The following is a 21,697-nucleotide window of genomic DNA, read 5'->3' as shown; positions in this document are numbered from 1 at the left end:
GAGGATTTAACATGCAATACGTAAGACTTGGCCAGTCCGGCCTGAAAGTATCCCGTCTCTGCCTCGGCACCATGAACATGGGCTCGAAGGAATGGAAACCCTGGATCTTTAATGAAAAAGAAAGTGAGCCCATTATCGCACATGCCCTGGATATGGGAGTCAACTTCATCGATCTGGCAGACTTTTACTCCACCGGTGCCGGTGAAGAGGTAGTGTGCAACGTGCTGCGCCGCATTGCCCGTCGCGATGAGCTGGTTATCACCACCAAGGTGGGCTATGCCATGAGCGATGACATCAATGCGCAAGGGCACTCGCGCAAGCATATCTTTGATGCCATCGACGCCTCGCTCAAGCGCATGGGCATGGATTATGTCGATATCTACATGCTGCATTATTTCGATACCGAAACCCCGGTGGAAGAGACCATGGGTGCCCTCAACGACATCGTGCTGGCCGGCAAGGCCCGCTATATCGGGGTATCTACCATGTACACCTGGCAGCTGGCGAAGATCCTGCAGGTGTGTGACAAGAATGGCTGGGCCCGCCCGATCAACATGCAGCTGCAGCTGAACTGTGCCTACCGTGAAGAAGAGCGGGAGATGATTCCCTTCTGCATGGATCAGGGCATTGGCGTGTCGGTCTTCAGTCCGCTGGCCCGGGGCATTCTGACCAGCGATCTGCAGTCCACCCGTAACCAGACCGACTTCTTTACCGCCGAGATGTATAACGATCAGGCCTCCAGGGATATCGCACACTCCGTGGCCAAGGTGGCCGACGCTCGCGGTTGCCTGCCGGCACAGGTGGCCCAGGCCTGGGTACTGCAGAAGCCGGAAGTGTCTTCCATGCTGGTGGGTGCCGACAGCCCGGCCCAGTTTGACAGTGCGCTGGCCGCCCTTGAAATGCAGCTGACCGCGGAAGAGCTTTACGAGATTGAGCGTAATTACACGCCCTGCGATCTGATCAACGACTATACCGCCGGCAAGCGTATTGCGCGCAGCGCGCGCCCCGCTCAGGCACCCTTTATTGACTGATAACCGGCCGACAGCACTCGTAGTACGTTGTTATGCTTCAGGTCTCTTTTGCCCCGCTTGGCGGGGCTTTTTTATTGCATCTCGCTGGAGAAGGCGGTGCCTGTGCAAATTGCAGGGATTTAGTCCGGGCTGATCTCACGCAACCACTGAGTAAAGCGAATGACCTTGGCCAGCCCCTGGCGTTCGGCGTTGATATCTAGCCAGTAGCCATAGGGGCCACTGACTTCAATCTCGCTGAAGGGAACCAGGGCGCCAGACTGCAGTTCGCGGCTGATCATGTGCTTGTCAATGATGGCAAAGCCAGCGCCATTAATGGCGGCATTGGTCACCTGATCCAGGGTGCTGAACTCCATGCCGCGGCTGGCATCCACCTGATCGGTGAGGCCGGCGGCCTGCAGCCAGTTTTGCCACACCGGCAGCCGTTCACCCTTGTGCAGAATATGCAGCAGGCTGCCATCGGCGTGTTCCAGATCGTGTGCCTGTTCAAGCAGTTCCGGCGAGCAGACGGCGACGTGCTGCTCCAGCATGATCAGCTCACTGTAATGGCTTGGTTTGGCCGTGCGCCCGAAGCGAATACAGCAGTCGAATAATTTGCTGTCCACATCGCTGTTGTGAATGGATAACTCCAGCTCCGGCGAGTGCCGGTGCAGGCTCGCCAGCCGGGGCGCCAGCCAGCGGGTGGCAAAGGTAGGGGGCACCAGCAGGGCCAATTTTTGCCGTTGTTTGGGATCCCGCAGCTCCTGTACCGCACTTTCCATCAGGTTGAAGGACTGTTCCAGCTTGGCAAGCAGTTGTTTTCCGGACTCGGTCAGCTCCAGGTGGTGATGGCGGCGAATGAACAGCGCTACCCCAAGGTAGTCTTCCAGTTGCTTGATCTGCCGGCTGACCGCGCTCTGGGTGACATGCAACTGGGTTGCCGCCTGCGTAAAGCTCAGGCACTTGCCTGTGGTTTCGAACACGCGTAGAGAGGTCAGTGCCGGTAATGAACGCATAAAGGTTACTCTTGGATTAAAGCCGTCTTGAAGCAGGATTATATCTAAGCATGCGCGGCAAATCGTTTTTTCTGATCTGGTGTGTTTATCTTTACCGGCTTTGCAACGAATAGGGTAACCGAGCAAAGTGATTTGGTCAGTTTTCCAGCTTCATCACCGATTGCGCGGTTTCGCGCATGCAGTTGGCCAGGGGCGTGTGAAAGCTGCTCTCCAGGGTGGGGGCATACACCAGATTCATGCTGAACACATGATGCCGGGGCAGGCCGTCAACGCCCTGCAGGGGCGTGGTGCAGGCCACCAGGCTGGACTCGGGCAACAGGGCGGCCGCCAGGCCGCTGTTCACCGCCGCGCAGATGTTTTCCAGATCGGTGCTGGTCATCACGGGATCATGACTTATTCCGGCCTGTTTCAGATCGTTAAGGCTAAGTTCCCGCAAAATGCAGTCACCGGTAAACAGCGCCACCGGCAGCGGCGAGCCCGGCTCGGGGGCCAGGCCGGCGGCGGCCGACCACTGCAGCCGCTCCGTCCACAGCACTTCTTCCTGCGGAAAGCGGGGCTCGCCGGTCACGATGGCAATATCCAGCTCGGAGCGCTTCACCATGTCCCGCAAGGCACGGCTGCGGGCACAGGTCACCCTGGGCTGAAGCTCGGGAAACGACACGCGCAGCCGGGGAATAAAATGCTGCAAAAACGCCTGGGCGTAATCGGTGGGCACACCAAAGTGCACCCGCCCCCGCAGTGGGCTGTCACTCAGCGCGCTCAGGGCCTCGTTGTTCAGTCGCTGGAACTGTTCGGCATAGCGCAGCAGGGTGCTGCCCGCCGTCGTGAGGGAGATGCCCTGGTTGCTTCGTTGCAGCAGACAGGCGCCGGCCTGCTCTTCAAGGCGTTTTATCTGCATGCTCACCGCCGCCTGAGAACGAAACAGCCTGGCGGCGGCGTCCTTGAATCCCCCCTCGGCCACGACCACCGTGAAGGTGTTGAGTAACTCAAGGTCCAGCAGGGGTTTCATTGGGCGGCTCCTGTTTGTTAACGGTGGTTCACTTTTTCTTAATTACTTCATTGTATCTATTCGTTTGACTGAATTATAGTCGGCTTTTTATGCTGACAGCCACATCACCACCGAGTGGTGATCCTTTTAAACCCTACGCAAAGGTGGCAGGCATGACGGTAGACAAGATTCCAAAGACCATGGCAGGCGTGGTGCTCACGGGGCATGGCGGGCCTGACAAACTGGTGTATCGAAACGATCTTCCCGTGCCCCGGCCCGGCGCCGGCGAGGTGTTGATGCAAGTGGGCGCCACGGCGATCAACAACACCGACATCAACACCCGTATCGGCTGGTACTCCAAGGGAGTGACCACGGGCACCGATGCCGCCACCAGCAGCGGACTGGCATCGGCCCGGCATGAAGACGCCAGCTGGTCGGGCAGCCCCATTGCGTTTCCCCGCATTCAGGGGGCGGATTGTTGCGGCACCATAGTGGCAGTGGGGCAGGGCGTGGACGAGGGGCGCATTGGAGAGCGGGTGCTGGTGCGGCCCATGCATGCACCCTCGACCACCTCCAGGCCCTACGAGCTGGTGACCTTTGGCTCCGAATGTGACGGCGGCTATGCGCAATACGCCGTGGCCCCGGCGCACGAAACCTTTGCCGTAGAGAGTTCGCTCACCGATGCCGAGCTGGCGTCTTTTCCCTGCGCCTATTCCACGGCGGAAGGCATGCTGGAGCGGGCGGAACTCAAGGCCGGTGAGCGGGTGCTGATCACCGGCGCCTCCGGTGGTGTCGGCTCGGCGGCGGTGCAGCTTGCCAAGCGCCGGGGCGCGGAGGTGATTGCGGTATGCGGAGAGCATAAGTTTGATGCCGTGCGCGCCCTGGGGGCCGATCGGCTGGTGGCCCGGGGCACCTCGCTGCTTGAGGTCGTGGGGGCAGACAGCGTGCAGGTGGTGGTGGATCTGGTGGCTGGACCGCAGTGGCCCGAGCTGCCGGAGCTGTTGTGCCGGGGCGGGCGCTATGTGGCTTCCGGTGCCATTGCCGGGCCCTTGGTGGAGCTGGACGTGCGCACGCTCTACTTGAAAGATCTGAGCCTGCTGGGCTCAACCTGGCAGCCCAGACATGTGTTCGAAAACCTGATCCGCTACATAGAGCGAGGAGAAATTCGGCCCCAGGTGGCAAAAACCTATGCGTTGGCGGAAGTACACCAGGCCCAGCAGGATTTTATGACCAAGCAGCTGGCCGGCAAGCTGGTGCTGACGGTAGCGGAGTCATAACGGCAAGGCCGGTGCCGAAAGGCACCGGCCTTCATTATGCTGCCGTGTTGTCAAAACTCACTTCTGGCGTTGGTAAAGCCAGGGTGTGGTAATGAATTACGGCTCAAACCCTTCAAGCACCAGCTTGCCCACGGCGCGGCCCGATTCCAGCTCGGCATGGGCGGCCCTGAGATTGGCGGCGTTAATGACGCCCAGCTGCTTGCCCAGGGTGGTGCGAATATGCCCCTGATCGATCAGTTGCGCCACCTGCTGCAGCAATTCATGCTGGGCGCCCATGTCGCGAGCCTGGTGCATGGAGCGGGCAAACATGAACTCAATGTGCAGCGACAGGCTTTTGGGCTTGAGCTTCATCACATCCAGGGTGTCGGGATCGTCAATCATGCCAATGCGGCCAAAGGGCGCCAGCAGGTCGACATAGGTCTCGAAATAGTCTTCGGTGGCGTTCAGGCTGGCAATATGGGTGACCGGACCCAGGTTGTGCTGCGCTATCAGGGCATCAATCTGGGGCTTCAGCGGTTGCCGGTGATCCACGACATAATCGGCTCCCAGCTCGTTTACCCAATGGCGCGATGCCTCGCGAGAAGCCGTGGCGATAATGGTGGCGCCGGTCAGCACCCTGGCCAGTTGCAGCAAAATGGAGCCCACACCACCGGCGGCGCCCACCACCAGCAGTACTTCATTTGACGTTTGGCCGCCGTTGGGCTCGGTACGGGCCAGCTGCAGGTGTTCAAACAGCAGCTCCCAGGCGGTAATGCTGGTCAGCGGCAGCGCGGCCGCCTCGGCATCGGACAGGCTGCTGGGCTTGTGGCCCACCAGGCGTTCATCCACCAGCTGATATTCGGCATTGCTGCCCGGACGGGTCAGATCGCCGGCGTAATACACGCGGTCTCCCGGCTGGAACAGGCTAACCTCTGCACCGGTGGCCACCACTTCGCCCACGGCATCCCAGCCCAGCACCTTGTACTGACCGGGCTCGGCCGCCGCGCGCTGGCGCACCTTGTAATCCACCGGGTTCACGGCAATGGCGTGCACCTTCACCAGCAGATCACGGCCGGTGGCCACCGGTTGCGGCAGTTCAATATCCACCAGGGCACTGGCTTCGCTGATGGGGGCGGGGTGTTGGTATCCAATGGCTTTCATAACAGACTCCTTTAAGCGTCAAAGCGTGATTTGGTATCGGCTTGATCATCATTGTGTGCATTGCAGCTTTCAGGAAAAACAGCATAATCAGATAAACATATTCAAAAACTATTTGAAAATATGCAGATCGAAGACTTGCAGGTGATCCTCAAGGTGGCCCAGTTTCGCAGCATCACGGCGGCGGCGGCCAGCCTGGACATGCGCACCGCCACCGCCAGTGCCGCGGTAAAACGGGTGGAAAGCACCCTGGGCGCCGAGTTGTTTGTGCGCACCACCCGCAAATTGCGGCTGTCGAGCGCCGGGGAGCGCTTTCTGCCCCAGTGCGAGCAGGCACTGCAGCTGCTGGAGCTGGCGCGAACCAATATTCGTCACGACAGCGAGCAACTGACCGGAGAGCTGCGGTTGGCGGTGTCGTCGGATCTGGGGCGCAACCTGGTGCTGCCCTGGCTGGATGAATTCATGGCCAAGCACCCCGATATTCGGCTACGGATCAATGTCAGCGACAGCAATATCGACTTTTACCGGGACGAGGTCGACATGGCGCTGCGCTATGGCTCACCCAAAGAGACCAACCTGTACGGCTTTAAAATCTGCGATGTGCAGGGCATTCTGTGCGCGGCCGAGCCTTATCTGCAACAACACGGCAGCCCGGCGCACCCGCAGGAGCTGGCCACCCATAACGGCCTGTTTTATCAGTTGCACGACATATTGCACGATGTCTGGACCTTCACTCGGGACGGCCAGAGCCACCGGGTCAAAATGAGCGGCAACCGGGCTTCCAACGACGGCGATCTGGTGCGGCGCTGGTGCGTGGCGGGCCGGGGGGTGGCGGTCAAGTCCTGCCTCGACATGGCCGAGGATCTGCTGGCCGGGCGCGTGCAGCCGCTGATGCCGGGCTATCGAGCGCGGGTGTCGGAGCTGTGGCTGGTGTGCCCCAGCCGTCACTCCATTACGCCGGCCATGCGGCTGTTGCGAGACTTTATGCAGGAAAAATGCGGCGCCCTGCTAAGCCGGCTCAATGAACGCGGCCTGCTGTAAGGAGGACCCATGCCAAACCAGTTGTCGCTTCGTTCCTATACTCGTCAGCGCCGCAGTCATGCCCACGACTTCCATCAGCTGGTGCTGCCCTTGCGCGGAGTGATCCAGCTTGAAATGGCGGGCTTTGGCGGCAAGGTGGCCCCGGGAGAATGCGCGGTAATACGGCGGGGTGAGCAGCATCATTTTACCGCCGACACCGAGGCCCGGTTTGTGGTGGCGGATCTGGATGCGCTGCCACCCAACCTGCTCGGCGGCGAACGGCTGGTATTTGCCGTCAGCCCGCCCCTGAGTCGTTACCTGGAATTTATCGAGGCGCAGCTGGAACATCAGGTGAATGCCGACATCGAGCGTGCCATGGTGGCTACCTTTGCGGTATTGGTGGCCGAGCAACGGCTGAGCCCGCGCCTGGATGCGCGTATTCGGCAGGTGCTCTCGCATATTGAACGCCACCTGACGGAGAAAATGACCCTGCAGCGGCTGGCCGGGGTGGCCTGCCTCAGTGAGACCCAGCTAAAAAAATTGTTTCGCCAGCAAGTGGGGCTCACCGTGATGCAATATGTCACGCAAAAGCGCATGGACAAGGCCAGGGCGCTGATTCAGCACACCGACTATTCCATTCAGCTGGTTGCCGAGCTGGTGGGATATACCGACCTGTCGGCCTTCAGCCGGCGGTTTTCCCAGCATTTTGGCATGACGCCCACTCGTTTCTCGCAGTAACTTTCCGTCTTTGCGGCATGGCAAAGCGTCCTTTCGGCACAAACAAACCTTGTTTGCTGACATACCATGACAGCCATTGTTTGATGAGGGAGCGGATTGTCATGGCACAGTCTCGGGAAGTAATGATGGGCATACTGACCATAGTGGTGGCCAGTGTGCTGTGGGGAACCACGGGCACCGTGGCCAGTTTTGCCGAAAATGTCAGTGCACTGGCCACCGGGGCCTTTGCCATGGGAGTGGGAGGCATATTGCTGGCGCTGAATGCCGGCAAGGCGCTGCGGAAAGACCGGGCGAAACTGTGGGCCAGCCCGGGCGCACTGGCCCTGGGGGGGCTGTCGGTGGCGGCGTATCCGCTGGCGTTTTACAGTGCCATGCAACTGGCCGGGGTTGCCATTGGCACCGTGATCTCCATTGCCAGTGCCCCCCTGTTTGCGGTGATCATGGAGTGCCTGATTGGCAGGAAAAAGCCATCCGCCCAATGGTGCCTCAGCTTTGTCTTTGGCATGGTGGGGGTGCTGCTGCTGGCCCTGGGCAAGCAGCAGGAAGTGATGCCGTCCGGCGGTGAGCTGGCGCGGTATGCGGGCATGGCCCTGGGGCTGCTGGCTGGGCTGACCTACGCCACTTATTCCTGGGTGGCCAGGGGCATGATCGCCAGGGGCGTGCACTCCAGCTCGGCCATGGCGGGCATGTTTGGGGTGGCCGCCCTGGTGTTGTTGCCGTCACTGGCCTTTACCGGCAGTAATCTGTTTGCCACCGCCACCAATACCGGCGTGGCCTTGTACATGGCGGTGGTGCCGATGTTCCTCGGTTATCTCTGTTTCAGCTACGGGCTCAGGCATGTGGATGTGAGCCAGGCAACCCTGCTGACCCTGCTGGAGCCGGTGGTGGCCATGTTACTGGCGGTCGTGGTGGTGGGGGAGCGATTTTTGCTGCTGGGCTGGTTCGGCATGGGGCTGATTATTGTCTCCATGCTGGTGCAGACGGGCCGGGGGCCTTTTCGCCTGCCCGGGCGCCGGGCGCTTCAGCCCGGCTGAGAAACCTTACAGTTCGTGCACGATGGCGTCCAGATCGGCCGTTCGCTCATCGTGCACATGCTCCATCATGTGATCGATAAACAACCGGGTTTTCGCCGGCAGGTAGTTGCGAGAGGAATAGTAAATTTTCACCTGAATGGGATCGGCCTCGTATTCACGCAACACGCGGCGAAAGCAGCCCTGCTCGATACAGGTCTGGGCATGACCAATGCCCACGGCCGCAATACCCACCCCCATTTCCACGGCCTTGATGGCGGCCGACAGGCTGTTGACGGTCAGGTTGCCCTGAGGCTCCCGGTGAATTACCTCGCCATTCACACGAAAATCCCAGGTCTTCTTACGGCCGGTAGTGGAAGAGCGATAGGCAATGCAGTTGTGCTGAGACAGATCATCCGGTGTTTTGGGCTCGCCAAACTTCTCAATGTAGTCACTGTTGGCCACCAGTACCGGCTGCAGTTTGTAGAAGTCACGGGCGATCAGGCGGCTGTCCTGATTGAGCATGACGCCAATGCCCACGTCGGCACCTTCCTTGACCAGATCGCCGATACGGTCATCGAATTGCAAATCCAGTTCAATGTCCGGGTATTTTTCGATAAAGGCGGGCAGCAGGGGCAGCACCACCATGCGCCCGAAGCTGTCGGGCAGGTTGATCTTCAGGCGGCCGTGAGGCTGCTTTTTCTTGTCTTTGCTGCGCCGAATCTGATCTTCCAGCTGCTCAACCAGGGGCTCGGTTCTCTTGTACAGTTCATGGCCATCTTCGGTCAGGGTGAGCGAGTGCGTGGTGCGGTGAAACAACCGCAACTCCAGCGATTTTTCCAGTTGGGCCACGGCCTTGCTGACGGCCGCCGAGGTTACCCCCAGGTGCCGGGCCGCGGAAGAGAAGTTACCGTTCTTGACCACGGCAAGAAAAATGTTGAGCTGGTTGGGGATCATGACGGGCTGGGTGTTCTCCGGTTATTCAGCGCCCCGCCAAAAGCAGGGCGCCAGGGTGAATGTCAGGCGGGGTTGAAATCATCCGCACCGTGCCGTTCGGCCAGTTGCTCTGACTCATCGCCCCAGACCCGGTTAACCCGGCGACCGCGTTGCACCGCCGGCCGTTCGGCAATGCGGTTGGCCCAGCGTTGCACGTTTTTATAGTCAGAGACGGAAAGAAACTCAGCCGCATTATACAGATCACCCCGCACCAGGGCACCATACCAGGGCCAGATGGCAATATCGGCAATGCTGTAGTCGTCACCGGCAATATAGGGCCGGTCGGCCAGTTGGCGATCGAGCACATCCAGCTGGCGCTTGGTTTCCATGCTAAAGCGATTTATCGGATATTCCAGTTTCTCCGGTGCATAGGCATAAAAATGGCCAAAACCGCCACCCAGATAGGGGGCCGAGCCCATTTGCCAGAACAGCCAGTTCATGACCTCTGTTTTCTGCGCCGGATCTGTGGGCAGCAGGGCGCCGAACTTCTCGGCGAGGTAAAGCAGAATGGAGCCGGACTCAAACACGCGTACCGGCTGGTCGGTGCTGCTATCCACCAGTGCCGGAATCTTGGAGTTGGGGTTCACGTCCACAAAGCCGGAGGAAAACTGGTCTCCCTCACCGATGCGAATCAGCCAGGCGTCATATTCGGCGCCGCTGTGGCCCAGGGCCAGCAGCTCTTCCAGCATTATGGTCACCTTGACGCCGTTGGGCGTGGCCAGGGAATACAGCTGCAGCGGGTGTTTGCCCACCGGCAGGGTTTTCTCATGGGTGGCCCCGGCCACGGGGCGGTTGATATGGGCAAACTCGCCGCCGTTGCTGCTGTCCCAGGTCCAGACCGTGGGCGGAGTGTAAGGGGTCGTCATTATGGCAGTCTCCTGATGGTTCAATCACATAAAGAGGGAAAGGGAATGGCCGCTTCCTGTTCGAGCCCTTGCAGCCGGTGCGTGTATTGTTCAAGCAACGCTATGCGGCCATGCTCACACAGGCAGGCTGGCTGATAGGCGACAAAGGGTTCCAGTACCTGAAAGCCGGCCAGGGCCAGCATGCCCTTGTGTATGGGGCTTAAGACTTCCGGCATGGCGCCCAGGGGGCCGTCGGCGGAGTACTGTGAGGCCGGGCCTCCCGTGGTCAACGACAGCATGGCGCGTTTTTCCCTGAAGGGGGCCGCATCACAACGATATTTGGTTTCGTCGTCGTGCTGACAGGTAAACACACGGTCTACCCAACCCTTCATCATGGCGGGCATGCCACACCACCACAGGGGGAACTGAAAAATCAGCAGATCGCACCATGCCAGTTTTTGACGCTCGCTCTGACAATCTTCCGCAAAGCCATCATGTCTGGCGGCATGGGCCTCTTCGTCCTGCTGCTTGAAGTAATCCGGATTGGCCGTGGTGATAAAATTATGACGGCCCGAGACCGGGTTGAACGCCATCTCGTTCAGGTCGGAAATCTGTACCTCTTGCCCTTCGGCGGTCAGTACTCGACTGGCGGTGCGCAGCATGGCGGCGTTGAAGCTGGCCGGCTCCGGATGCCAGTAGACGATTAAAACTTTCATACATTGGTCTCCATATTTCGAAGACAGCGTAGGATAAGAGGGCAGGGCTCGTGTAGCGGGTTGGTGTTTAAAATGGCTTCAACCTGAAGTTTAAGCGACTCGAGCTGCCTTGGTGATCGGATCCCGTGTCATGATAAATATAAGGGTAATCCGACTCATCATAGGGAGCACTTTTTAAGTGTGTACCCCAGTGCCGGTTTAATCGGCTGTAACGAAAAGTTGATACCATTTGGGGCAATGCATGGCCTGTAACGGCATGCCGGGGCCAGAGATCCTGACTCCGGCATGCACCGGGCATTTACATATTAGCGGACAACGCCTGCGCCATTACCTGGCCCAGCTTGGCTGCAGACTGGGGGTTCTGGCCGGTGATCAGGCGGCCATCCTGCACCACGAAGGGCTCAAACTTGCCGCCTTCCTGATAAATGCCACCCAGGCGTGACAGTTCATCCTGCAGCAGATAAGGCACAACCTCTGTCAGTTCAATGGCTGCTTCTTCTACGTTGCTGAAGCCGGCCACTTTTTTGCCCGCGATTATCGGGTTTCCATCCTGGTCAACAATGTTGAGCAGGGCGGCGGGGCCGTGACACACGGCGGCGACATAACCACCCTGCTCATAGATGGCGGCGCCAATACGATTGACGGCGTCACTCTTGGGAAAATCCCACACGCTGCCATGCCCGCCGGCAAACAGAATGGCCTGATATTGCTCGGGGTTAACATCGGCCAGCGCCAGGGTGTTGTCCAGCAGGGTACGGGTTGCGGGGCTGGCCATGAATTCATGGTTGATGGCGTCGTCATCGGCCAGGCTGCGGGGATCGATGGGGGCCGCGCCGCCCTTGATGCTGGCAATGTCAACGTCAATGCCGGCCTGCTTGAGCTCGTGATAGGGGTGGGTCATTTCCGCCAGCCACAGGCCGGTTTTTTCATCGGTATTACCCATCTGATCATGACTGGTCACCACTATCAGTACGCGAGGCGCGGCAGAGGCCAGGGTGGTATAAGACACAAAAAACAGTGTCGCCAACAGCGTGAAGAATTTACGCATGGTGTTTTCCTTTTGGTGAGTAAAGGGGGAAATTGAGTCGCACTCGGCAAACCGCGAGGGTTGGCCGCTATCCATGGCTGGTCATGCTAGGAGGATGAGTGATATAAATTAAATTTGTTGTTTTAATATCGGTGATTCAAAAAATGAATATCACTGGCAAGGATCTTAATTTACTCAAGCTGTTTCAGGTTCTGTATGAGGAGCGCAGTGTCTCCCTGGCCGCGGAGCGCATGAACCTGAGTCAGCCGGCACTGAGCCACAAGTTGGTCAAGTTGCGCAGCGAGTTTGACGATCCCCTCTTTGCCCGTGCTCCCAGGGGGCTGACGCCCACGCCCCGGGCCCATCAATTGGCGCCACTGGTTCAGCAACTGGTTCAGTCACTGGAGTCGTTCTATGACTATTGCGACGAAGACAGCTTCCTGCTGCGTGAAGACAGGGTGCATATTTTCAGCACCGACTACATAGAACAACTGCTGATGCCCGTGTTGCTGCCACGAGTCAGGAAGCAGGCTCCCAACCTTCAGCTGGTATTTCATCACACGCGGGGCAAGCTGCCTCGAAACGAGCTGGAAACCGGCGCCTGTGATATCGCCATCGCGGGCTTTTTTGAGCAATTACCCGACACCTTTTATCAGCAAAAAATCCACCAGGAAGGCTTCTCGGTGCTGGCCAGTCGCAGCAACAGCGCCATCAAAGGCGCACTGGACCTGCCGGCCTTTCTGGCCTGCGATCATCTGGTCACCACCCTGACCGGTGATCTTGACGGTGTGGTAGACCGGGTATTGCAGGGAATGGGGCACCGGCGCCGGGTGGTGGCAGGGCTGTCAAGCTTTTTGTCACCGGCATCCATGATAGAGGGCAGCAACCTGCTGATCACCTGCCTGAATTCGGTGGCACAGCAGGCCTGCCGCAGGGCGCCCGATCTGGTGAGCCACCCTTGTCCTGTGCCCATGCCGACGGTCGATATATTGCAGACCTGGCATCGGCGAACTCATGAGGATCCCCTTCGTGGTTGGCTGAGGCAGCAAATACGTGATGTGTTGCAGGATGAAAAAAACGGTTGAAACAGTTTTTCCGCAAAGTTCGGTAAGCGCCGCTTTTGATGTGGCCCGCTCGGCGGTACCGTTTTTAGGCATAACCTTTGCCATCATCGTGCGTCGTCAGGCGATCGGACGGGTGGCGCATGATTTACGGGAAAACAGGAACAGGCATGAAAGCGATTACCTACCAAAAACAACAGGATCAATTTCGTCTTGATGAGCTGGCCGTGCCCAGGCTGCAAACGGACTATGACGTATTGATCAAGGTTTATGCCGTGGGCCTGAATCCGGTCGATGCCAAGGTGAACCTCTGGCATGCCATGGTGGAGCAGATGGATGACCAGTTTGTGGGTGGCCTGGATGTGTCGGGAGAGATTTGTGCCGTCGGCAGCAAGGTAACGGGCTGGAAGGTGGGAGACAGAGTGCTCTATCACGGCAACATGCGACGCCATCATGGTGGTTTTGCCGAATATGCCCTGCAGGACGCCCGTACCTTGGTGACTCACCCCGCGGTGGATCCGGTGCAGGCGGCAGCCACTCCCTGTGCGGGCTGGACGGCGTATCGTGCCCTGGTCGACAAACTGAACATTGCCGAGCGCAAAAATCTCTTTGTGGCCGGTGGCGCTGGCGGGGTTGGGGGTTTTGCCATTCAGCTGGCCAGGTACTTTGGCATCGACACCATTGTCGCCACCGCATCGGCGGCCAATCATGACTACCTGCGTTCGCTCGGAGCGACCCATCCGCTGGATTACCGGCAGAGTAATTTGCTGGAGCGCGTACTACAGGTTGCCGGCCCGGAAGGGATGGAAGCATCACTGGATGCGGTGGGCGGAGCCAATGCCGCGTTGGCTGCCGATGTGCTCGGCTATGAAGGGCACATGGTGGAGCTGGTGGATACCATCAACGGCCAAGCCTTTTCCGATGCGTTCGGAAAAGGATTGAGCTTTCACCAGCTTAGCCTGGGCTCCGGCCATGTAAATGGTGAACACGGCCGCAATACCATTGTTCAGGCCGGCAAGGCCTTTTCGTCCCTGCTGGAAGCCGGGCAGATTATTTGCCCTCGACTGCAAGTGATCGAGCTATCGGACATAGGGGATGCCCTGATGGAAATGCGTCAGCAACGTACCGTGGGCAAGATTGTCGCGACCATTTCGGGCTGAGTCCACTGCCCCTTGCTACACCGCTTATTTCAGCTTCAGGCGAGGGGCAATATAGTCGAGAAACGCGGTGATGCGGCTGGACAGGGTGGTATTGCGGTAATAAACGGCATGAATCAGCTCACGGTCATTGGGGGTAACGATGTAGCCGTCCAGTACCTTGACCAGTCGGCCACTGGCCAGCGCGTCACAGATCATGAAGTCGGACAGTAATGCCAGGCCCTGTCCGGCCAGGCAAAGCTGGCGAATGGTCTCGCCGCTGCTGCTGGACAGGTTGGGCACCACGGTAACCGGGGGCGACAGTGGCCAGCGGTTGAGGTGGGGTGCATCGGCAAAGCCGATGATCTGGTGGTGAAACAGTGCATCCAGGGTCTGGGGTGTGCCGTGTTGTTCCAGGTAGGCCGGCGAGGCCACCATATGCAGCGGGCTGCGCCCCAGAAAACGGGCATGCAGGTTGGAGTCCTGCAGGGCGCCGATGCGAATGGCGAGATCGGTGCGGCGTTCAATCAGGTCGATGATGTTTTCGCTGGCGACCAGCTCCAGTTCAATCTGCGGAAAGCACTCGCGAAAGCCCGGCACCAGTGGCACCAGCTGATGCAGAATAAAGGGCGTGACCGCATCCACCCGCAGTCGCCCCGCCGGAATGCCCCGCAACGCCTTCAGGTTTTCTTCGGCCTTGGCCAGCCGATCCAGTCCCTGCCTGACCTCATCACTGAACAGGCGGCCTTCTTCGGTCAGCTCCAGTTTGCGCGTGGTGCGGTTCAGCAGGGTGCAGTCCAGTTCCTTTTCCAGCCGGCTCAGGGCTCGGGATACGCGGGCCACCTGAATGTCGAGAATGCGGGCCGCCGCCGACAGGCTGCCGCTGTCGATCACGGTCAGTAAAATTTCCAGATCTTCGGTACGAGAGACTATTGCCATTTTTGCAAAGGTATTTTGTTGATGGTGCTGTTTTTGTAAAAGATACCAGTGGGCATACTTCGCAGCAACCTAACTCATAGCGGAGACTGTTATGCCTATTGCTCTTCTTGCGCTGACCCTAAGCGCATTTGCAATCGGTACCACCGAATTTGTGATTGTCGGACTGGTACCCACCATTGCCCAGGATCTGGGTGTATCCCTGCCATCGGCCGGCCTGCTGGTCAGCCTTTATGCCCTTGGTGTGGCCGTGGGCGCACCTGTGCTGACCGCACTGACCGGACGCTGGCAACGTAAAAACGTATTGATGGTCATTATGTCGCTGTTTGTGATCGGCAACCTGCTGGCATGGATGGCACCGGGCTATAACTCCCTGATCATGGCGCGCATTCTTACCGGCCTGGCTCACGGGGTGTTTTTCTCGATTGGCTCCACCATTGCCACCAGCCTGGTGAGCAAAGACAAGGAAGCCAGCGCCATTGCCATCATGTTTACCGGCCTGACCGTGGCCCTGGTGACCGGCGTGCCCCTGGGCACCTGGATCGGCCAAAGCTTCGGCTGGCGCGCCACCTTCATGGTGGTGGCGGCACTGGGCCTGATTGCCCTTATCGGCAGCGCCCTGCTGGTACCGAAAAACCTCAAGCAGGCACCGCCGGCGCGTATTTCCCAGCAACTTAAGGTGCTGACTCAGCCGCGCCTGCTGCTGGTGTATGCCATGACCGCCGTGGGCTATGGCGGCACCTTTACTGCCTTCACCTTTTTGGCGCCGATTTTGGAGCAGGTGTCCGGTTTCGAGTCCGGTGCCATCGGCCTCATCATGCTGGTATACGGCGTATCGGTGGCCATCGGCAATATCTGGGGTGGTCGTCTGGCGGATCGCCTGGGCCCCATCAAGGCACTGAACATTATTTTTGCGGCGCTGGCGCTGATCCTGCTGGTCTTCACCTTTACCGCCGTACACCCGGTGGCCGCGGTGCTGACCATTCTGGTCTGGGGCGCGTTCGCCTTCGGTAATGTGCCCGGGCTTCAGGTGTATGTGGTGCAACTGGCCGAAAAATACACCCCCGAGGCAGTGGATGTGGCATCCGGCCTGAACATCGCCGCCTTTAACGTGGGTATTGCCTTTGGTTCGGTACTGGGTGGCGTGATTATCGAAGGCATGTCGCTGATGGACACCGCCTGGATTGGCGCCCTGATCGTGCTGCTGGCACTGGTGCTGACCCGCTTTTCCGGCTCCCTCGACAAGCGTGCCGAGGCACGAGCCGCCTGAGACTGAAATGTAAACAAGGGCGAAGCCAGGCTTCGCCCGGGAGTTTTTATAATGAGCATTGAAAAACTGACCCAAGGCGGTTTTTCCATCGGACTGGAACTGCCCCTCGACAATGACTGGTCTGCCGAGGGCGACACGCGCCGTCGGCAGGATGGCCGCCCTTTTGGTGTGCCGGACATGCAACGACACGCCGAACTGATTCGGCTGGCCGATCAACTGGGATTTAGAGCGGCCTGGGTGCGCGATGTGCCCCTGTACGACCCGAAATTCGGTGATGCCGCCCAGGTGTTCGAAACCTTTACCTACCTGGGCTACCTGGCCTCACACACGCAGCAGATTCTGCTGGGCACCGCCGCCGTGGTGCTGCCGCTGCGCCAGCCCTGGCTGGTACGCAAGGCCGCCGCCACAGTCCAGGCACTGAGCGGCGATCGCCTGTTGCTGGGGGTGGCCAGCGGTGACCGCCCCAGTGAATACCCGATTTTCGGGGTGGACTTTCCCGGCCGGGGTGAGCGCTTTCGCGACGCCGTGAGCGTGCTTCGTGGCGACCAGGACGGCGCGCTGGCAAGCGGCATGGAGGTGCTGCCCAGGGCGCCCCAGCCGCCCTTGCTGGTGGCCGGACTGGCACAACAAAGCCCCGCCTGGGTGGGTGAGCATATGCAGGGCTGGCTGGCCTATCCGGGCACGCCGCAGGATCACGTCAAACGGGTTGAGCTCTGGCGCCGCGTTGCGGGAGACAAGCCCTACATCAGCTTTATTCACCTGGATCTGGTCGGGGATGTGGACGCCCCCATACGGCGACACCACTTCGGCATCAGCACCGGCATTAACGGCCTGATCAAGGAACTGGAAGACATGAAATCCGCCGGGGTGGATCACATCGGTCTGCATGTGCGCCGCAATCAACGACCACTGGATAACACTTTTCACGACATCGGCGAGCGTGTTTTGCCGCTGTTTCACTCGCAATAACAGGAGTTGCCCGTAATGAATATGATGCCTTCTCTGGGAATGGGAACCTTTCGTCTGGAAGGGGATGATGCCTACAACGCGGTCAGCATGGCGCTGGAGACCGGGTTTCGTCATATCGATACCGCACAGATTTACGGTAATGAAGCCGAAGTGGGCCAGGCGATTGCCGACAGCGGCATTGCCCGGAATGAGCTCTTCCTGACCACCAAGGTGTGGCTGGAAAACCTGGGTGAAGATGCTTTTATTCCCAGCGTGGAAGAAAGCCTGCGCAAGCTTCAGGTAGAGGCCGTTGATCTGTTGCTGATCCACTGGCCGGAAGTCAGCGGCAAGGTGGCCATGGACACTTATCTGCCGCAGCTGGCCGAGGCCCAGCGCCGCGGGCTGACCCGGTTTATCGGTGTGTCCAACTTTACCAATGCACAGCTGGATCAGGCCATTGAGATCCTGGGCGAGGGCAGCATTCTGACCAACCAGGTCGAGGTGCACCCCTACCTGCAAAACCGCCGTGTTATCGAGCACTGCCAGTCCCGCAACATTCAGGTGACCGGCTATATGCCCCTGGCCGTTGGCAAGGTAATGAAAGACGACGTGCTGCAACGCATTGCCGAGCGCCATGAGGTGTCGGTGGCCGAGGTGGTGCTGGCCTGGCAACTGCAGCAGGGGCTGGTCACCATTCCTTCCTCCACCAAGCGGGTGAATCTGGAAACCAACCTGAACGCCCTGCGCCTGGAGCTGAACGACGACGACATGGCCGACATCGCTTCCCTTGAGCAAGGCGAGCGCATTGCCAACCCTGACTTTGCACCGCAATGGGACTGAATCACATGATCACGATGGAATCCTTGCCCGACAGCATGCAGGCCTGGATCTGGGCCAAATCCGAACGTGCCATCTCCCTTGCCACTCAGGCCATGCCCGATCCTGGTCCGGGGGACGTTCTGATCGCCAACAAGGCGATCGGCCTGAACCCGGTCGACTGGAAATTCATTGATGCCGCACTGGGAGAGCAGTGGTCCGACGGGCACATTCCCGGCGTTGATGGCGCCGGTGTGGTCGTGGCGGTTGGCGATGAATCGCTGCGCCACTGGCTGGGAGTACCGGTGTGTTACCACCAGTCCCTGCTTCGAAATGGCAGCTTTGCCGAATATACCGCCATTGATGCCCGCACCATCATGCGCATGCCCGAACGGATGTCCTGGAGTGAGGCCGCTGCCTTTCCCTGCCCGGTGATGACGGCCTGGCAGGCCATTGAGAAAATTCCAACACCACTGGATGCAGAGATCCTGATTACCGGCGCCTCTGGCGCCGTTGGTCGTATATTGGTCCAGCTGGCCAGGGCCCGTGGCTTTCATATCACCGTCATCGCCTCCGGTGCCAGACATGACAGCCTGATGGAGCTGGGCGCCCATCGTTGTGTGGAGTCGGCCAGCCAGCTTGAAGCGCGCTATTTCGCGGTATTCGACACCGTGGGAGCGGCCCATGCCGAAACACTGGCCTCTTACGTTGAAGCCAATGGCCACCTCATCTGCATTATGGGTCGATTGGAAAAGGCCGTGGTGCCGTTGTTCTCCACGGCGATTTCACAGCACGAAGTGGCGCTCAATGCCCTTCATGGCACCGGCTCCGAGGCCCAGTGGCAACGCTTTGCCCGTGAAGGCGAGCGACTGCTGCACCAGCAGTATCAGGGCGGCCTGAAAGGCCCCGACATGCTGGTTGAACCTTTTGAGCGCCTTGATGCTGCCCTGTTGGAGTTCAAGAGCCATCGCAAGGCCCTGAAATACGGTATTGAGCTGGGCTAAGTAACATCGGCTTTGGCTTCAACTTTCATTCATGATGGTTCCAAAGCCGACATGACTACACAGTCGAGGCAGGTTCTGGCGCAATATGGCCGTGCCTTTGGCAGGCAGAACCTGCCTGTAACGATAGCGAGGATTCCAATGACAGATCTCTTTACGCCGATTCGGCTTGGTGCCGTTGAACTGAACAACCGGGTGCTGATGGCCCCGCTGACCCGTATTCGCGCCGATGCCGACCATGTTCCTACCGACCTGATCGTGGAGCATTATGCCCAGCGTGCGTCCGCCGGCCTGCTGATTGCCGAAGCGACCATGGTGATGGAAGGCAACTCGGCGTTCTGGCGTGAGCCGGGCATCTATTCTGACGCCCAGGTGGCCGGCTGGAAAAAGGTTACCGACGCCGTGCACGCCCGCGGCGGCAAGATTTTTCTGCAAATCTGGCACGGTGGTCGTGCCTGTCACCCGCTGCTCAATGAAGGCCGGGTGCCGGTGGCCCCCAGTGCGGTAGCCATCACCAATGATGAAGTGCATACCCCGGAAGGGAAAAAGGCCTACACCGTGCCCCGTGAACTGCGCGATGACGAGATTCCGGCCATTGTTGAAGGGTTTAAAATCGCCGCCGAAAATGCCAAACGCGCCGGTTTTGATGGCGTGGAAGTGCACGGTGCCAATGGGTATCTGCTGGATCAGTTCCTGCGTGACGGCGGCAATCAGCGCACCGGCCCTTATGGTGGTCCGATAGAAAATCGTGCCCGACTGCTGCTGGAAGTGCTGGATGCCGTCGTGGGCGTCTGGGGCAGTGAGCGGGTGGGTGTGCGTCTGTCGCCGCTGAACAGCTTCAACAGCATGAAAGACAGCGATCCGGTCGGCTTGATCACCTGGATGGCGCAGCGCCTGAATGACTACAACCTGGCCTATCTGCACCTGATGCGCGGCGACGTGCTTGGCGAGCAGCAAGGCGATGTGGTCACCCCCGCCCGTGAACACTATCGGGGCAACCTGATCCTGAACATGGGTTATGACGGCGAGGAAGCCAATGCCGCCGTTCAATCCGGTCAGGCACAGGGTATTGCCTTTGGCGTGCCCTTTATTGCCAACCCGGATCTGGTGGAGCGTCTGCAGGCCGGTGCCGAGCTCAATGAGCCCGACCCGACCACCTTTTACAGCCAGGGGGCCGAGGGTTATAACGATTACCCCACCCTGGAAGCGCTGGCGGAAGCCTGATATCAAGGCGGGAGCTTCGGCTCCTGTTGGTTGTGATGCACAAGCTGCTTGTGCCAAGGAGACGAATAACATGATTTATGTCATTGCCACCATCAATGCAAAGGCGGGGCAACGGGAAAAGGTGCTGAGTGAGCTGCTGCGCATTCGGCCCGCGGTGCTGGATGAAGAGGGTTGCCTTGAATATGCGCCGGTCGAGCATGTTGCCACCGACATTCCGATTCAGGAAACACTTGGTAAAGACACCCTTGTCGTGATGGAGCAATGGGCGTCGGTGGCGCACCTGGATGCGCACCTGGCAACCCCACACATGAAAAGCTATCAGGAGGCGGTCAGCTCCCTGGTGGAAGAGGTCAGCATCAAGGTACTGGGGGCAAGCGCTTAACGCTTTCTAGTGATGGCTGTGCAAAGGCCGGTGATGAATCATTATTCATCACCGGCCTTTTTTATCTGCGGCATTACAGCTCGTGCACTTCCGACCACACGCGTAATTGCTCAAGAAGGTCCAGGGCACTGTGTCCAAACGCCGTCAGTGAGTAGGTCACCGCCAGCGGGCGTTCGCTCAAGACCTGCCTGACCACCATGCCTCTGCTTTCCAGCTCCTTCAGGCGCTGATCAATCATCTTCTTGCTGGCGCCGCCCAGCATGCGGTTCAGATCGTTGAAGCGCACCGGGCCATCCTTGAGGTGGTAGATGATGGATCCCGTCCACTTTCCTCCGATCAGGCGCATGCCTTTCTCGATGGCGCAGGGCTCCATGCAGGGATTGATAACTTTTTTTCTGCCATAACCATCTGTTTCTACAATGCTTTCCAATTTAACCCCCTTTGAGCCCGCCAGGTTACCAAAAGTTAACTAATTGAACCGAGCTTCAAGGTAACCATAATACACCTGGTAAGCAAAAGTTACCATAAACTTACCCAGGAGACGACACCATGAGTAATGTGCTGATCATCAATGCCCACCGCCACTATCCCTTTGCACAGGGCCGATTGAACCGCTCCCTGACCCAACTGGCCGACGAACTGATCCGTGCCAAGGGCCATAGTACCCGCATTGTGACTGTGGACGATGAGTGGCAGGTAGAGCTGGAGCTGGAAAATCATCAGTGGGCCGACATCATTTTGCTGCAGTCCCCGGTTAACTGGATGATGGTGCCCTGGTCCTTCAAGAAATACATGGATGAGGTCTACACCGCCGGCATGGGCGGGGCCCTGTGCAACGGGGATGGCCGCCACCAGGATGCGCCCAAGGAAAACTACGGTGCCGGCGGCACGCTGCAGGGCAAGAAATACATGTTGTCACTGACCTTCAACGCGCCCGCAGAATCCTTTAACGACGAAAGCGAGTACCTGTTCCAGGGCAAGAGTGTGGATGATCTGTTTTTCCCGATGCACATGAACTTCCGCTTCTTTGCCATGGAGCCGCTGCCGACCTTTGCCTGTTTCGACGTGATGAAGAATGCCAGTGTCGAACAAGACTTTGAGCGTTTCCAGCAGCACATTGACGCGCACTTCTGATAAACGAGAGGC

24 protein-coding genes are annotated in these 21,697 nt (G+C 58.9%); 15 read left to right on the top strand and 9 right to left on the bottom strand.

The genetic code is table 11. From position 1 onward, the window contains the following. Positions 1–11: 11 nt before the first annotated feature. Positions 12–1,031 carry an aldo/keto reductase gene (locus B6S08_RS06680; protein WP_094199952.1) on the top strand — a complete coding sequence of 340 codons (1,020 nt, stop codon included), beginning with the start codon at positions 12–14 and terminating at the stop codon, positions 1,029–1,031. A gap of 119 nt (positions 1,032–1,150) precedes the next feature. Here the strand turns inward: B6S08_RS06680 and B6S08_RS06675 are convergent, their stop codons facing one another. Both B6S08_RS06675 and B6S08_RS06670 read right to left on the bottom strand, forming a co-directional pair. Further along, positions 1,151–2,023: a LysR substrate-binding domain-containing protein gene (locus B6S08_RS06675; RefSeq protein WP_094199951.1), complete on the bottom strand. Its 873-nt coding sequence runs from the start codon at positions 2,021–2,023 to the stop codon at positions 1,151–1,153. 136 nt (positions 2,024–2,159) lie between these two features. Further along, entirely contained in the window at positions 2,160–3,032 is an 873-nt protein-coding gene (locus B6S08_RS06670; RefSeq protein WP_094199950.1) for a LysR family transcriptional regulator, read from the bottom strand. 152 nt (positions 3,033–3,184) lie between these two features. On the opposite strand from B6S08_RS06670, the gene B6S08_RS06665 reads away from it, so the two are divergent. Next, a complete protein-coding gene (locus tag B6S08_RS06665) occupies positions 3,185–4,288 on the top strand; it encodes an alcohol dehydrogenase family protein (RefSeq protein ID WP_094199949.1) in 1,104 nt (367 codons plus the stop codon). A gap of 96 nt (positions 4,289–4,384) precedes the next feature. Here the strand turns inward: B6S08_RS06665 and B6S08_RS06660 are convergent, their stop codons facing one another. Beyond that, on the bottom strand, positions 4,385–5,428 hold the full coding sequence (locus B6S08_RS06660; protein ID WP_094199948.1) for a zinc-binding alcohol dehydrogenase family protein: 1,044 nt from the start codon (positions 5,426–5,428) through the stop codon (positions 4,385–4,387). Between the two features lie 120 nt (positions 5,429–5,548). On the opposite strand from B6S08_RS06660, the gene B6S08_RS06655 reads away from it, so the two are divergent. The 3 genes from B6S08_RS06655 (at position 5,549) to B6S08_RS06645 (ending at position 8,217) form a co-directional block, all read left to right on the top strand. Continuing rightward, a complete protein-coding gene (locus tag B6S08_RS06655; RefSeq protein ID WP_094199947.1) occupies positions 5,549–6,466 on the top strand; it encodes a LysR family transcriptional regulator in 918 nt (305 codons plus the stop codon). A gap of 9 nt (positions 6,467–6,475) precedes the next feature. Continuing rightward, complete coding sequence (locus B6S08_RS06650; RefSeq protein WP_094199946.1) at positions 6,476–7,183, top strand: helix-turn-helix domain-containing protein; 708 nt, start codon at positions 6,476–6,478, stop codon at positions 7,181–7,183. Between the two features lie 101 nt (positions 7,184–7,284). Beyond that, a complete protein-coding gene (locus B6S08_RS06645) occupies positions 7,285–8,217 on the top strand; it encodes a DMT family transporter (protein ID WP_094199945.1) in 933 nt (310 codons plus the stop codon). Positions 8,218–8,223: 6 nt separating this feature from the next. On the opposite strand, the gene B6S08_RS06640 is transcribed toward B6S08_RS06645, so the two are convergent. The 4 genes from B6S08_RS06640 to B6S08_RS06625 all read right to left on the bottom strand — a co-directional run bounded on the left by B6S08_RS06640 (position 8,224) and on the right by B6S08_RS06625 (position 11,798). Continuing rightward, entirely contained in the window at positions 8,224–9,150 is a 927-nt protein-coding gene (locus tag B6S08_RS06640; protein ID WP_094199944.1) for a LysR family transcriptional regulator, read from the bottom strand. Between the two features lie 62 nt (positions 9,151–9,212). Continuing rightward, complete coding sequence (gene yghU, locus B6S08_RS06635) at positions 9,213–10,055, bottom strand: glutathione-dependent disulfide-bond oxidoreductase (RefSeq protein WP_211284165.1); 843 nt, start codon at positions 10,053–10,055, stop codon at positions 9,213–9,215. A 20-nt stretch (positions 10,056–10,075) separates the two neighbouring features. After that, a complete protein-coding gene (locus B6S08_RS06630) occupies positions 10,076–10,750 on the bottom strand; it encodes an NAD(P)H-dependent oxidoreductase (RefSeq protein ID WP_094199943.1) in 675 nt (224 codons plus the stop codon). Positions 10,751–11,048: 298 nt separating this feature from the next. Beyond that, positions 11,049–11,798 carry a type 1 glutamine amidotransferase domain-containing protein gene (locus tag B6S08_RS06625; RefSeq protein ID WP_094199942.1) on the bottom strand — a complete coding sequence of 250 codons (750 nt, stop codon included), beginning with the start codon at positions 11,796–11,798 and terminating at the stop codon, positions 11,049–11,051. A 143-nt stretch (positions 11,799–11,941) separates the two neighbouring features. On the opposite strand from B6S08_RS06625, the gene B6S08_RS06620 reads away from it, so the two are divergent. From B6S08_RS06620 to B6S08_RS06615, 3 genes are read left to right on the top strand one after another with little or no spacing between them, the layout of a single operon-like run. After that, positions 11,942–12,862, top strand: coding sequence for a LysR family transcriptional regulator (locus B6S08_RS06620; RefSeq protein WP_094200566.1), 921 nt, complete (start codon positions 11,942–11,944; stop codon positions 12,860–12,862). Then, positions 12,846–13,055: a hypothetical protein gene (locus tag B6S08_RS18395; protein WP_169716368.1), complete on the top strand. Its 210-nt coding sequence runs from the start codon at positions 12,846–12,848 to the stop codon at positions 13,053–13,055. The genes B6S08_RS06620 and B6S08_RS18395 overlap by 17 nt, the downstream gene beginning before the upstream one ends. Then, on the top strand, positions 13,009–13,998 hold the full coding sequence (locus B6S08_RS06615; protein ID WP_094199941.1) for an alcohol dehydrogenase catalytic domain-containing protein: 990 nt from the start codon (positions 13,009–13,011) through the stop codon (positions 13,996–13,998). The genes B6S08_RS18395 and B6S08_RS06615 overlap by 47 nt, the downstream gene beginning before the upstream one ends. Positions 13,999–14,022: 24 nt before the next feature. Here B6S08_RS06615 and B6S08_RS06610 read toward each other — a convergent pair whose 3' ends face one another. Further along, positions 14,023–14,913 (bottom strand): LysR family transcriptional regulator, encoded by an 891-nt coding sequence (locus B6S08_RS06610; RefSeq protein ID WP_094199940.1) that lies wholly within the window; start codon positions 14,911–14,913, stop codon positions 14,023–14,025. 91 nt (positions 14,914–15,004) lie between these two features. Between B6S08_RS06610 and B6S08_RS06605 the strand changes: the two genes are divergently transcribed. From B6S08_RS06605 to B6S08_RS06580, 6 genes are all read left to right on the top strand, one after another. After that, positions 15,005–16,180 (top strand): MFS transporter, encoded by a 1,176-nt coding sequence (locus tag B6S08_RS06605; RefSeq protein WP_094199939.1) that lies wholly within the window; start codon positions 15,005–15,007, stop codon positions 16,178–16,180. Between the two features lie 51 nt (positions 16,181–16,231). Continuing rightward, positions 16,232–17,149: a TIGR03571 family LLM class oxidoreductase gene (locus B6S08_RS06600; protein ID WP_094199938.1), complete on the top strand. Its 918-nt coding sequence runs from the start codon at positions 16,232–16,234 to the stop codon at positions 17,147–17,149. 15 nt (positions 17,150–17,164) lie between these two features. Beyond that, positions 17,165–17,968 (top strand): 2,5-didehydrogluconate reductase DkgB, encoded by an 804-nt coding sequence (gene dkgB / locus B6S08_RS06595; protein ID WP_094199937.1) that lies wholly within the window; start codon positions 17,165–17,167, stop codon positions 17,966–17,968. 5 nt (positions 17,969–17,973) lie between these two features. Continuing rightward, the gene (locus B6S08_RS06590) at positions 17,974–18,948 is read left to right on the top strand and encodes an alcohol dehydrogenase catalytic domain-containing protein (RefSeq protein ID WP_141202178.1); all 975 of its coding nucleotides are present in this window, start codon (positions 17,974–17,976) and stop codon (positions 18,946–18,948) included. Positions 18,949–19,086: 138 nt separating this feature from the next. Beyond that, on the top strand, positions 19,087–20,169 hold the full coding sequence (locus B6S08_RS06585) for an alkene reductase (RefSeq protein WP_094199935.1): 1,083 nt from the start codon (positions 19,087–19,089) through the stop codon (positions 20,167–20,169). A 70-nt stretch (positions 20,170–20,239) separates the two neighbouring features. Beyond that, a complete protein-coding gene (locus B6S08_RS06580; RefSeq protein WP_094199934.1) occupies positions 20,240–20,551 on the top strand; it encodes a putative quinol monooxygenase in 312 nt (103 codons plus the stop codon). A 73-nt stretch (positions 20,552–20,624) separates the two neighbouring features. On the opposite strand, the gene B6S08_RS06575 is transcribed toward B6S08_RS06580, so the two are convergent. Further along, positions 20,625–20,897, bottom strand: a complete 273-nt coding sequence (locus tag B6S08_RS06575; RefSeq protein WP_211284164.1) for a winged helix-turn-helix transcriptional regulator — start codon at positions 20,895–20,897, stop codon at positions 20,625–20,627. A 203-nt stretch (positions 20,898–21,100) separates the two neighbouring features. On the opposite strand from B6S08_RS06575, the gene B6S08_RS06570 reads away from it, so the two are divergent. After that, the gene (locus B6S08_RS06570; RefSeq protein WP_094199932.1) at positions 21,101–21,685 is read left to right on the top strand and encodes an NAD(P)H-dependent oxidoreductase; all 585 of its coding nucleotides are present in this window, start codon (positions 21,101–21,103) and stop codon (positions 21,683–21,685) included. Positions 21,686–21,697 lie beyond the last annotated feature (12 nt).

It is taken from the genome of Oceanimonas doudoroffii, assembly GCF_002242685.1.
Lineage (GTDB): Bacteria > Pseudomonadota > Gammaproteobacteria > Enterobacterales > Aeromonadaceae > Oceanimonas > Oceanimonas doudoroffii.
The sequence above is the reverse complement of the archived record's forward strand: the minus strand, read 5'-3'. Positions and strand labels throughout refer to the sequence as shown.